The sequence below is a fragment of the Paraconexibacter sp. genome, from assembly GCF_041602235.1.
Taxonomy (GTDB): domain Bacteria; phylum Actinomycetota; class Thermoleophilia; order Solirubrobacterales; family Solirubrobacteraceae; genus Paraconexibacter.
The window spans coordinates 1-11,636 of sequence record NZ_JBFIGP010000101.1 but is presented as its reverse complement, the minus strand read 5'-3'; the positions used below and the strand labels follow the sequence as shown (position 1 = coordinate 11,636).

Genomic DNA, 11,636 nt, shown 5'->3' with positions numbered 1-11,636 from the left:
CACCGCAACCTGCTCTCGGCCGTCGAGAACATCGAGGCCCTCGTGCAGTTCCCCGAGGGCGCCCGCGTCATCTCGTGGCTGCCGTCCGCGCACATCGCCGAGCGCGCCGCCCACCACTACCTGCCGATCGTCTTCGGGTTCACGATCACGTCCTGCCCCGACGCCCGGCAGGTGCTGTCCTACCTGCCCGACGTGCGTCCCAACTGGTTCTTCGCGGTCCCCCGGATCTGGGAGAAGCTGAAGGCCGGACTCGAGACGCAGATCGCGTCACGCTCGGACGAGGACCGCGCGAAGGCCGAGGCGGCGCTCGGCGCGGCCATCCAGAAGGTCCGGCTCGAGCAGGCCGGCGAGCCCGTTCCGGAGGCGCTGGCGGAGGCCGTGGCGAAGGCCGACGAGGCGATGTTCGCGCCGATCCGGCACATGCTGGGCTTCGACCAGGTGACGGCCGTCAACGTCGGTGCCGCGCCGACCCCCGTCGAGGTGCTCGAGTTCTTCCACGCCATCGGCATCCCGCTCGCCGAGCTGTGGGGCATGAGCGAGACGTGCGGGGCCGGTACCTGCAACCCGCCGGACAAGATCAAGATCGGCACGGTCGGCCCGCCGCCCCCCGGCGTGCAGCTCAAGCTCGGTGAGGACGGCGAGGTCCTCGTCAAGGGCGACGTCGTGATGCTCGGCTACCGCAACCTGCCGGACAAGACGTCCGAGGCGATCGACGACGACGGCTGGCTGCACACCGGCGACATCGGGCAGATCGACGAGGACGGGTACCTCAAGATCGTCGACCGCAAGAAGGAGATCATCATCAACGCGGCCGGCAAGAACATGTCGCCCGCGAACATCGAGGCCACGCTCAAGTCGGCCTCTCCGCTGATCGGCCAGGCCTGCTGCATCGGCGACGCGCGGCGCTACAACACGGCGCTGATCGTGCTCGACGCCGACTTCGCGCCCATGTGGGCCGGGCAGCACGGCATCGAGGACACGTCGCTCGAGGCGCTCGCCTCCGACGAGGCGGTTCGGGCCGAGGTCCAGAAGGGCGTCGACGAGGCCAACGAGAAGCTCGCCCGCGTCGAGCAGATCAAGAAGTTCACGATCGTCTCCGGCGACTGGCTGCCGGGTGGCGACGAGCTGACGCCGACGATGAAGCTCAAGCGCAAGCCGATCGACGCGAAGTACGCCGAGGCCATCGACGCCATGTACGAGGACTGAGGGCGGCCCCGGACAGGGGGCTGCTCACCGCCGCGGCGTGTCGCGGCGCTCGAAAAGCGCGCCGGCGATCCCGAGCACGATCCCGGCGCCCAGGAACATGCGCGCCGGGACCGTGTCGCCGCCCAGCGCGCCGTAGGCGATCACGCACGCGAAGCCGACGAGCATCATCGCCAGCGCGCGGGGGTTGTTGAAGCGCCTCGGTCTCACGCGGCGAGATGGTCGCGGGTGATGGCGTCCGGCGTGGCGGCGCCCAGCAGCGTCATGGCGAGCGAGAGCTCCGCGTGCAGCAGTTCGAGGACGTGGGCGGCGCCGTCCTCGCCGTCGCACACGAGGCCCCACAGCATCGGCCGGCCGACGAGCACCGCGCGGGCACCCAGGGCGAGCGCGGTCGCCACGTCGGTACCGCGCCGCACGCCGCCGTCGACGAGGATCTCGGCGCGACCCGCGACCGCGTCCACCACGCGCGGCAGCATGTCGATGCTGGCGGGCACGCCGTCGAGCTGGCGGCCCCCGTGGTTGCTGACGATGACGCCGGCGGCCCCGTGCCGGACCGCCAGGTCGGCGTCTGCAGGGTGGTGCACGCCCTTGACGAGCACGGGCACCGGGCTCTGCTCGACGAGCGCCTCGAGATCGCGCCACGTGAGCGTGAGATCCATCAGGGAGAAGAACCCGGCGGCGTCGATGCCCGCGGTCGAGCCGAGCGCGGCGGACACCGCGGGCATGTCGATCCCGGGGGGCACGGAGAACCCGGCGCGCAGGTCCCGCTCCCGGCGGCCCGCCCGCGGCGCGTCCACCGTCAGCACCAGCGCGTCGTAGCCGCTGTCGATCGCCTCGTCCACGAGCGCACGGGTGACGCCGCGGTCCTTGAGCACGTACACCTGGAACCAGCGAGGAGCGTCCGGGGCCGCGGCCGCCACGTCGGCAGGGCGGGTCGTCGCGATCGTCGAGACGGTCATGATCGTCCCGGCGCGGGCCGCCGCCCGGGCCATCGCCTGCTCTCCGTCGGGATGGGCGAGCTTCTGGAGCGCCGTCGGCGCGACGATCACCGGCATCGAGATCTCGGTCCCGAGCACCGTCGTCGCGGTCCGGACGTCGCTGACGTCGACGAGGACCCGCGGAAGCAACTGGTGGCGCGCGAAGGCGTCGCAGTTCGCCCGGAGCGTGCGCTCGTCCCCGGCGGCGCCCGCGTAGTAGGCGAGGGGGCCGGCCGGCATCCGCTCGGCGGCCAGGCGCTCGTAGTCGTGGAGGTTGATCGCGCGCATCCGCGCGGACCCTACCTCGCGGCCGGGCAGGGACGGTCGCGGGGGGCCGTGCCGCTCGTGTCGGATATGTCTGCACCAGGGGCACAGGCCCCGTCGGTGTGGGGGGTGTGGGGGGCGTAGGGGGCGTGGGGCGCGGCTCGGTCGGCGAGGGCGCGGGTGAGCGCGGCCGGCCCGCCGTGCTCCAGGCCGGCGAGCGTCGAGGTGCCAGCGAAGACCGGTCGGCCGCGCCGCCGGACCTCCACGCGCAGTTCGCCGGTGAAGTGCTGCACCGCGCCGAGTTCGCTGCGGCGCTCCTGCGGGATGGGGACGGGAAGCAGATGGGCACCCGCCGGGTCGGCCTGCGCATCGATGGTGACCTCCCACCGCGGTCCGCGTGCCCGCAGCTTCCAGCGCCCGTCGTGGAGGTCGGTCCGGGTGGGGGAGAGCACAGGGTCGCCGAGCCGGATCAGCGTGTTCTCAATGCGGACGACGAGTGCGGTCGCCGTGGTCCGCAGGGGGCCGAGGCCGACGTTCCCGCCGGCGAACGCGACGCAGGCGTCCGCGTCGGGGAAGGACAGCGCCTGCCCCCACCACCAGCGGTCGGGGAACCCGCCGACACCCCAGTTCTTCTCGGCGTACACGTCGTACCCCGCGAGATCGATGGTTTCGCCGTCGATGCACGCCACGCCGCGGGCGCGCGCCCCGAGGACGTACGGGTGCCAGTGCTGGCTGAGGCCCGGGATCACGTGCGCGACCCCGAGGCCGCCGAACGCGCGGCGGGTCCAGCCGCGGACGTCGTGCAACTCGACGTCGAGCCGTGCCTGGGGGCCGAGGTCCAGCCGCACGCGGCGCGCGTCCGCGACGAAGGCACCGTCACCGGCGCGGACTCCGAGGGCTCGCGGATCTGCGACCCCGTGGGGCAGGTCGGCGGCATGGATGACGTCCCCGGGATGGGCGGCGAGCGCCACGTTGGACCACCGGGTGCCGTCGGCGTGGCGGTGGACGCCGCACAGCGCGACCAGCACGCGCCCGCTGCGGCGGTCGGTGAGCCGCCAGAAGTACCCCTCCATCGCGACCCCGTGGGCCGCGAGCGGGTTCCCGAACGGCAGATCGGCTCCGGCGGCTCGATATCGGCGAAGCATCCATGGACATGGTGCCCGTTCCGCCGGGACTCGCAACCTCCGCCCGGTGCCGCGGGCCTCGCGGGCCGTCGTGGGTGCGTGCTGCCGCTGAGTGGCGGCCCCGAGGCGGGCATCCATCGCACCCTCCGGCTCGTACACTGGGGGCATGGCTTCCCAGCGCCAGATCCACGTCGGCGGCGTCCCCATCGGGGGCGGCGCGCCGGTCGCCGTCCAGACGATGACCAAGACCGAGACCGCCAACCTCAGCGAGACGATGGCGCAGATCCGCCGCGTCGCGGAGGCGGGCGCCGACCTCGTGCGGGTCGCGGTGCCCCGCGAGGAGGACGTGCAGGCCCTCAAGACGATCGTCGCGGACTCCCCGATCCCGGTCATCGCGGACATCCACTTCAACCACACGCTCGCGCTGAAGGCGATCGACGCCGGCGCCCACTGCATCCGGATCAACCCCGGCAACATCGGCGGGCCCGACAAGGTCGCGGAGGTCGTGGAGGCCGCGCGGCGGGCCAAGGTCCCGCTCCGGGTCGGCGTGAACTCGGGCTCGCTGCCCAAGCACCTGCGCGAGCTGGAGTACACCGATCCGGTCGAGGCCCTCGTCGCGAGCGCGCTGGAGATGGTGGCGCTGATGGAGAGCCTGAAGTTCGACGACTTCAAGGTCTCGATGAAGTCCACGAGCGTGCCGAACACGATCGCCTCCAACCGCCGGCTGGCCGAGAAGATCCCCTACCCGCTGCACCTCGGGGTCACCGAGGCGGGCACGAAGTACACGGGGTCGCTCAAGAGCGCCGTGGGCCTGGGGACGCTGCTGGCCGACGGCATCGGGGACACGATCCGCATCTCGCTGTCCACCTTCCACGCGGAGGAGGAGGTGAAGGTCGCCTGGGAGATCCTGAAGGCGCTGAAGCTGCGCGAGCGCGGCCCCGTCCTGATCGCCTGCCCGACGTGCGGTCGCCTGCAGTTCGACATGGACTCCGTCGTCGCCGAGGTCGAGCACCGTCTCGAGGCCTACGAGGACCCGATCGAGGTCTCGATCCTGGGCTGCGCCGTGAACGGCATCGGCGAGGCCCGGCACGCGGACTTCGGGATCACCGGCGCCAAGGACGCCGCGATGATCTTCTCCAAGGGCGAACCCCTCAAGAAGGTCCCGACGGACCGCCTCGTCGAGGAGCTCTTCGCGGAGATCGACCGCTACTACGAGGCCGGCAAGAAGGTCGTCGTCGACGAGCGCGCCGCGGCCGAGGCCGCGCGCTGGCTGGCCGAGAACGAGGACGCCGAGGCGATGACGCCCGAGCGCCTGGCCGCGCTGGAGGCCGAGCAGGCGCGCAAGGAGGCCGACGAGGCGGCAGGCGGGTCCGTCGACGAGTCGAGCTCACCGACCGCGGGCCGGCGCTTCACCCGGGCCTGAGCCGCAGCGGCGCTCAGCGCCGCGCGCGGACCTTCGGGACGACGACGCGCAGGACGCGGCTGGAGCGACGGGTGGCGCGCCGGAACCCGCCCTCGCCGGCGCGAAGGACGTAGGAGAACCGGTAGTCGATCCGCCGGGAGGCCGGCGCGCGCACGGTCGCCGTCCACGCGCCCCGGGATGTGCTCCGGACCCGTGCGACGCGGGTCCACGATCCGCGCGAACCGGTCCTCCGCGCCAGCACCCGGATGTCGAACGGACCGGTGCCGGGCCGGACCTGGCCCCAGAGGGCCACGCGGCCGTCGCGCCTCGGGCGGGCCCACATGGGGTGGGGGAACACCCAGCGCGCGGGCTTGGCGCGACCGTCCACGAAGTAGAGGCCGGACTGCCACGACGCGTACGCCCGGGTGCCGCGCGCGGCCTTGCGGGAGATCTTCTCGTCGCGCCACTCGTAGTGCGCGAGCGTCCTGACCCGGGGGTTGCGCCACGCGAGATAGGAGGAGTGGGCCAGCCATCGGGCCTGCCGCGCGGGGGAGACCCCGACGGCCCGGTCCGGCGGGTCGGTCTGGTACGCGAACTCGGTGAGGTAGAGGTCGAGGCGGCGCGATCCCCTGGGGCCGCGCAGGATCCCGCGTCTCGTGCTGCGATCCAGCACGCGTTGCAGGCGGGGGAGGTCGGCGATCGCGGCCTCGTCGGGGTGCGGGTTGCGGTCGCCCGGCCCACGCTTGACCCCGTGCGGGTGGTAGGCGACGCCAGCGGTCGGCAGCCGGCGCTGCGCGCGGCACAGACCGGTGGTCAGCCGCCGGTAGCGATGGTTCACGCACCCGAGCGCCCGCAGGAAGGTCAACGGCCGCATGGCGGCGTTGCGGCTACGCGGGTTGGAGCCCTTGGGCGCCAACGCTCCGATGAGGACCTGCGCCTTGGGGTCGACGCGGGTGATCGCGTCGTGGGCGGCGCGGTACAGCCGCCGGTAGTGATGCGGCGAGAAGGGCGTGCAGCGTCGGCGCTTGCAGGTGAACTGGGGCTGCAGCCACGCCGCCTGGTTGGGCTCGTTCCAGATGATGTAGCGGTGCACGCGGCCGTTGTACCGGCGGGCGACCGCGCTGGCGAACGCCCCGAACTGCGCGGGATCCGGCTTCCACCGGTGGTTGCCGCGCGCGGGGTTGAGGCTCGTCCACAGCGGCCCCGACCCGGTGATCGAGACCATCGGACGGATGCCGTTGCGCTCGAGCAGGTCGACCGCGAGGTCCAGCGTCGCCCAGTTGTAGCGCGGGTCGGCGGGGTTGGTGGCGTTGAAGCCCCTCGGCGGCCGGCGATCGTGGGGCCGCGGGGCGATCACGATCCAGCGCGCGTGGACGCGCGCGACGTCGATGCCGAGCTCCTTCCACCGGCGCACGATCTTGGGGGCGCTGCCCGGCCGGTGCAGGAAGACCGCGTCGTCGGCGATCCCGACCTCGAGGTTCGAGGCCGCCTGCGCGGCGCTCGGCACGAGGAGCGCGGCGCCGAGGACCGCCACGAGGATCCGTCGCAGCACCCCGGGCCGCATCCCTCAGCGCGTCCCGACGCGCGCGACGCGTGAGGTGAGCGTCGGACGGCCGTCGCGCGGCGTCCAGCGCAGCCGCCACGTACCCGGCCGGTAGTCGACGCGCACGTCGATGAACCCCTTGGCGTTGGTGGTGCGAACGGTCCGGACGGTCGTGAAGTTGCCGTCGCGCCAGCGGTCGTTCTGGATCTCGACGTCCTCGACGGCGTCGTCCTCGGCCGGTCGGACCTGGCCCCACACGCGCAGGCGCCCCTTGCGGTACGTGGACACCCAGATCGGCATGCGGTAGGCCGCGTAGGCGGGCTTCATCAGACCGTCGTAGAACCGCAGGCCGGTCTGGAAGGACGCGAGGTTGCGCTCGTCGCGCAGCTCGTACTGGGCGACCGACCGGACCGACCTGTCCTTGTAGGCGATGTAGTCGCTCTGGTTGATGTACGTCGCCTGCTCATCCAGCGACACCCCGAACAGGTCGTCGGGCGGATTGGTCTGGAACCCGTACTCCGTGTACCAGATCGGCAGGTTGCGGGGGATGCGCTGACGGACCCCGGCGCGGCGGATGATCGTGCGCAGACGCAGCGCCGTCGAGACGGTGATCTCCGTGCTCGAGGCCTTCGCGGTGGGGGCCCGGCTGCCGCCCCGGCTGTACGGGTGATGGCTGATGCCCGTGACCTTGAGGCGACGGAACCCGCCGCAGTCCAGCGCCTTGCGCTTGGCGCCCTTGAGCGAGCGGCCCTTGGCGTCGATGCACAACACGTTGCGCAGGAACTCGGCGGGCGGGGTCGGGCGCGTCGACAGCGCCCCGGTCCTGCGGCCGATGGGGGCGGTCTCGCCGAGCAGGATCTGGTCGGAGCGGTGCCCGGTCTCGCCGAGGCCCTTGAGGGCGGCGCGGACCAGCGCGCGATAGAGCACCGGGCTGACCGGCGTCGTCCGGCCCTTCACCTTCACGTACTGCGGGGTCAGCCAGCCACCCTGGTTCGGCTCGTTCCAGATCGACCAGTGCCGCACGCGCGGAAGGGTCCCGCCGCCGTCGTTCTCGTCCTCGTACCTGCCGGAGTACCGCGTGCCGAGCGCCACGACGAACCGCTTGAACTGCGTGAGGTTCGGGCGGCAGGTGCGCCGCAGCGCGAGCCGCCGGGTCGGGCAGCCCGAGGCCCAGGACGGGATCGGCGCCGACGGCGAGAGGATCACGTCCAGCCCGCGGGCGGCGGCGCCCTTCACGAGCCGGTCGTACTTGTCCCAGACCTCGGGCGGGTAGTTCGCCGGGTCGCTGCCGTCGAACCCGGACGGCCGGGTGCGCGACGTCGGCCGCGGCGCGATCTTGTGCCAGAAGACGACCGAGTGCACCGTGTCGACGCCCAGGTCGACGAGCTCGTCCAGCGTGCGTTCACGCGTGCTGTCCCCGGAGAGGACGAGCAGACGGTCGTCCTGGAACACCGAGACCTGCGCCTTTCCGGCGTGCGCTGCTGTCGAGAGCGTCGCGGACAGCGCGCACATCGTGCACGCCGCCGCGAGGCTGGTGAGAATCCGCTGCATCTAGGCCCCCCTGAAGCCGTATGCGAACTGTGGGTGCTGCGTGACTAGCCGACGGTCCCCGTCGCGCTGAAGGCGTGGAACGGCAGCTGCGATCCCGACCAGTACGCGCGCAAGGCGCCCGGTCCCGGCGTCTCGACCGCGTGCTGGAAGTAGCCCTTGCCGTTGGTCACCAGGACCGGCGCTCCGACGTTCACCCAGTCGGTGCTGCCGTCCGCGGGCCGGAACTGCAGCTGGACGACGTCCTGGAAGCCCGGCGGGAGATCGTTGGGCCGGAACCGCAGGAATCCCCAGGTGAGCACGTTGCGGGAGCCCGTCGTGGGATCGATGGCCGTGGTGGCGGACACGAACGGGAACGCCCACGCCCCCGCCGCGGGCTTGGCGGTCCCCGCCCGGTTGAAGAGGCCCGACTGGTAGGTGAACCAGTACGCCTTGCTGTTCTTCGTGTGCTTGCGGACCGGCGAGGTGTCGTTCAGCAGGAACTGCGAGTGCCCGATGATCCGCGGGTTGTTGAAGGTGAGGAACTCGCCGAGCACCAGGTTGTTGGACTGGTCGGCGAGCGGGATGCCCTGGTGCGGATCCGGCGGGTTCGTCTCGTACCCGAACTCCGACGAGACGATGGGCGTCTGCGGCGCGATCCGCCCGCGGACGGCGGCCTCGTCGAGCAGGCTCTCGAGCTCACCGATGTTCGCCAGGGTCAGCGCCTCCGGGTCACGCTCGCGCTCGAACGGGCTGTTCTTCTTGGTGTACGGGTGGTGCGCGAACGCGGCGGTCCGGACCGGGCCGTACTTGTCGTAGTCGGTGCAGCCCTTGTCCTGCCTGTCGAGGCAGAAGAACGCGCGCAGGAACGTCTTGGGGCGCATCGCCGACTTCGAGGTCCGGCGGCCGCCCTGGCCGATCGGGGCGGTCTCGCCGACGAAGATCGTGTCCCTGCCGTGCCCGGTCGAGACCAGTGCGCGGCGGCCCCAGAACCACAGCTTGCGGTAGATCTGCGGCGAGGCGGTCTTGTTGTTCGACCACTGCGGAGCCAGCCAGCCGGCTTGGTTGGGCTCGTTCCACAGGGACCAGATGCCGACCCGCGGGATCAGATGACGCCCGTCGTTCTCGTCCCGGAACTTCCCGCTGTAGCGCTTCCCGACGGCCTTGACGAACTTGTAGAACTCACGCTCCTTGGGGCGCCATGCCTTGGCGACCGACGAGCGGATCCCCTTGGGGGCCTTCGCGTGGCCCCACTTCGGACCGGGGCCGGTGATGTTGAAGTAGACCGGGAGCTTCAGCGTCTTGCTGGCGCGCACGAGGCGGTCGTAGCGGTCCCAGTTCAGACGCGGGTACGCGCGGGGGTCGTCGGCGCCGAGCTTCCTGAAGCGCTTGCGCAGCGCCTTGGTGCGCTGTGCGTTCTCCGCGACGCGGTCCCACAGGATGGTGACGCGGATGGCGTCGACCCCGAGGCCCTTCATCTTGCGCATCGCGGCGTCGCGGGTCGCGTCGTCGCGGTAGATCAGCGCGTCGTCGTCCTGCATGATCGTGATCTGGTTCGGCGCGGCCTGGGCGGCGGGCGCGAGCAGACCCAGGGCGAGGAGCCCGAGGACGACGCTTCGGCGGAGATTGGTGCTGCGGTGGGACATCGGGCTCCGGTCTTCGTGATCGGCGTGCACAGAGAAACGGGGCGGCCGGGTGAATGACCGCCCCGCGAATCTGAACACGAGGGTACCGGCGGAGTTCCGGGAACGCGCCACCGGATCGTGGTGCGCGCGGGTGGGGACGCCCGGGACCCCTCGTCGCGCCTACTTCGCGGCGGCGTACCGCTCCGCGACCTTGCCCCAGTCGACGACGTTCCAGAACGCCTTGAGGTAGTCGGGGCGCTTGTTCTGGTACTTGAGGTAGTAGGCGTGCTCCCAGACGTCGTTGCCCAGCAGCGGCGTCTTGCCCTGGGTCAGGGGGGAGTCCTGGTTCGGGGTGCCGGTGATGGCCAGCGATCCGCCGTCGAGCACGAGCCACGCCCAGCCGGAGCCGAACTGGCCGACGCCGGCGGCCTCGAACTTCGCCTTGAACGCGTCGAACGAGCCGAAGGCGGCGTCGATCGCGGCGCCGAGCTCACCGTCGGGGGCGCCTCCGCCGGAGCCGCTCATCGACTCCCAGAAGAGCGTGTGGTTGTAGTGACCACCGCCGTTGTTGCGAACCGGGCCCTTCTTGTCGTCGGGCAGGCTGTCGAGGTTGGCGATGATGTCCTCGATCGACTTGTCGGCCCACTCGGTGCCGTCGACGGCGGCGTTGAGCTTGTCGACGTAGGCCTGGTGGTGCTTGTCGTGGTGGATCTCCATCGTCTGCGCGTCGATGTGCGGCTCGAGCGCGTCGAACGGGTACGGAAGCGGGGGAACGGTGAACGCCATGAAAGGTCTCCTCGGAGGGTCTGTCGGGTGGAGCAGGGACTGCCGCACCAACCCTACCGAGGCGTGGCGGGCTTCCGGCGCCGCCACGGATAGGCTAGGCGCGCCGATGACGCGTCTCTCCAGCCTGCTCCTGCCCACCGAGCGGCAGCCCCCCGCGGACGCGGAGGCGCTGTCGCACCAGCTGATGGTCCGCGCCGGGCTGGTCCGTCAGATCGGCTCGGGCCTGTGGACCTGGCTCCCGGCGGGCTGGCGGGTGCACGAGAAGATCACCCAGATCGTCCGCGAGGAGATCGACGGCATCGGCGGCCAGGAGATGCTGATGCCGGTGATGCTGCCGCGCGAGCTGTGGAAGCGCACCGGCCGCGACCAGATCGGCGAGCTCTTCACCCTCGAGGACCGCAAGGGCGCGGAGATGGTGCTGGCGATGACGCACGAGGAGGCCGTGACCTTCCACGTCGCCCAGGTCGTGCGCTCCTACCGGCAGCTCCCGAAGATCCTCTACCACTTCCAGGTCAAGGAGCGGGACGAGCCGCGCCCGCGCGCCGGGATCCTGCGCACGCGGGAGTTCATCATGAAGGACTCGTACTCCTTCGACCGCGACCAGGCCGGGCTCGACGAGGCCTACGAGAAGCACCGCGGCGCCTACGCCCGCATCTACGACCGCTGCGGTCTGGAGTGGTTCGAGTGCCAGTCCGACGTGGGCATGATGGGCGGCACCGTGGCCCACGAGTACATGGCGCCGTGCGCGGCCGGGGAGGACGACGTCGCGATCGCCGAGGGCTACTCGGCGAACGTCGAGGTGGCGAGCGCGGACCCTCGACCGGTGGAGCTGCCGGCACCGCTCGACGCGCCCGCGTCGGAGCACACGCCCGGGCTGAAGACCGTCGAGCAGGTCGCGGGGCACTTCGGCGTGCCCGCCGGCGCACTCCTCAAGGCGTTCCCGGTGGTCGGGCAGCAGGACGATCGGCTGCTCATGGTCGTCGTGCGGGGCGACCATCGCGTCAACGAGACCAAGCTGCAGAACACCCTCCACCAGCCCTTCCGGCCGGCCACCGAGGAGGAGATCGCGCAGCGCATCGGGCCCGCCGGCTTCATCGGGCCGGTCGGGGCGCAGGTCGAGGTGCTGCTCGATCACGCCGTGCGCGACGACGACGGCGCGTCCTACGTCGCGGGCGCCAACGCGGT

Annotated in this window: 10 protein-coding genes; 3 read left to right on the top strand and 7 right to left on the bottom strand. The window is 71.7% G+C overall.

Annotation, left to right across the window (positions count from 1 at the left end):
* The coding region (locus ABYE80_RS10110; protein WP_372790153.1) for a long-chain fatty acid--CoA ligase at positions 1–1,206 on the top strand (1,206 nt) is incomplete at its 5' end.
* A gap of 24 nt (positions 1,207–1,230) precedes the next feature.
* Here ABYE80_RS10110 and ABYE80_RS10105 read toward each other — a convergent pair.
* Genes ABYE80_RS10105 through ABYE80_RS10095 form a run of 3 tightly spaced genes read right to left on the bottom strand, consistent with a single transcriptional unit; the run spans position 1,231 to position 3,589 of the window.
* Positions 1,231–1,413, bottom strand: coding sequence for a hypothetical protein (locus ABYE80_RS10105; RefSeq protein ID WP_372790152.1), 183 nt, complete (start codon positions 1,411–1,413; stop codon positions 1,231–1,233).
* Positions 1,410–2,468 carry an alpha-hydroxy acid oxidase gene (locus tag ABYE80_RS10100; protein WP_372790151.1) on the bottom strand — a complete coding sequence of 353 codons (1,059 nt, stop codon included), beginning with the start codon at positions 2,466–2,468 and terminating at the stop codon, positions 1,410–1,412. The genes ABYE80_RS10105 and ABYE80_RS10100 overlap by 4 nt, the downstream gene beginning before the upstream one ends.
* A gap of 11 nt (positions 2,469–2,479) precedes the next feature.
* Positions 2,480–3,589 (bottom strand): tocopherol cyclase family protein, encoded by a 1,110-nt coding sequence (locus ABYE80_RS10095; RefSeq protein ID WP_372790150.1) that lies wholly within the window; start codon positions 3,587–3,589, stop codon positions 2,480–2,482.
* A gap of 145 nt (positions 3,590–3,734) precedes the next feature.
* Here ABYE80_RS10095 and ispG point away from each other — a divergent pair, with 145 nt between their 5' ends.
* Positions 3,735–4,991 (top strand): flavodoxin-dependent (E)-4-hydroxy-3-methylbut-2-enyl-diphosphate synthase, encoded by a 1,257-nt coding sequence (gene ispG / locus ABYE80_RS10090; RefSeq protein ID WP_372790149.1) that lies wholly within the window; start codon positions 3,735–3,737, stop codon positions 4,989–4,991.
* Between the two features lie 13 nt (positions 4,992–5,004).
* Here the strand turns inward: ispG and ABYE80_RS10085 are convergent, their stop codons facing one another.
* The 4 genes from ABYE80_RS10085 to ABYE80_RS10070 form a co-directional block, all read right to left on the bottom strand.
* Positions 5,005–6,534 (bottom strand): hypothetical protein, encoded by a 1,530-nt coding sequence (locus ABYE80_RS10085; RefSeq protein WP_372790148.1) that lies wholly within the window; start codon positions 6,532–6,534, stop codon positions 5,005–5,007.
* Between the two features lie 3 nt (positions 6,535–6,537).
* Positions 6,538–8,064, bottom strand: a complete 1,527-nt coding sequence (locus ABYE80_RS10080; RefSeq protein WP_372790147.1) for a hypothetical protein — start codon at positions 8,062–8,064, stop codon at positions 6,538–6,540.
* Between the two features lie 44 nt (positions 8,065–8,108).
* The gene (locus ABYE80_RS10075; RefSeq protein WP_372790146.1) at positions 8,109–9,686 is read right to left on the bottom strand and encodes a hypothetical protein; all 1,578 of its coding nucleotides are present in this window, start codon (positions 9,684–9,686) and stop codon (positions 8,109–8,111) included.
* Between the two features lie 159 nt (positions 9,687–9,845).
* Positions 9,846–10,451, bottom strand: coding sequence for a superoxide dismutase (locus ABYE80_RS10070; protein ID WP_372790145.1), 606 nt, complete (start codon positions 10,449–10,451; stop codon positions 9,846–9,848).
* Positions 10,452–10,557: 106 nt separating this feature from the next.
* Here ABYE80_RS10070 and proS point away from each other — a divergent pair.
* A partial coding sequence (gene proS / locus ABYE80_RS10065) for a proline--tRNA ligase (protein WP_372790144.1) occupies positions 10,558–11,636 on the top strand: 1,079 nt, incomplete at its 3' end.

Coding starts and splice junctions, on each gene's coding strand:
- ABYE80_RS10075 (WP_372790146.1), bottom strand. CDS start 9,686: ATGTCCCACCGCAGCACCAATCTCCGCCGAAGCGTCGTCCTCGGGCTC.
- ABYE80_RS10100 (WP_372790151.1), bottom strand. CDS start 2,468: ATGCGCGCGATCAACCTCCACGACTACGAGCGCCTGGCCGCCGAGCGG.
- ispG (WP_372790149.1), top strand. CDS start 3,735: ATGGCTTCCCAGCGCCAGATCCACGTCGGCGGCGTCCCCATCGGGGGC.
- ABYE80_RS10095 (WP_372790150.1), bottom strand. CDS start 3,589: ATGCTTCGCCGATATCGAGCCGCCGGAGCCGATCTGCCGTTCGGGAAC.
- ABYE80_RS10070 (WP_372790145.1), bottom strand. CDS start 10,451: ATGGCGTTCACCGTTCCCCCGCTTCCGTACCCGTTCGACGCGCTCGAG.
- ABYE80_RS10080 (WP_372790147.1), bottom strand. CDS start 8,064: ATGCAGCGGATTCTCACCAGCCTCGCGGCGGCGTGCACGATGTGCGCG.
- ABYE80_RS10085 (WP_372790148.1), bottom strand. CDS start 6,534: ATGCGGCCCGGGGTGCTGCGACGGATCCTCGTGGCGGTCCTCGGCGCC.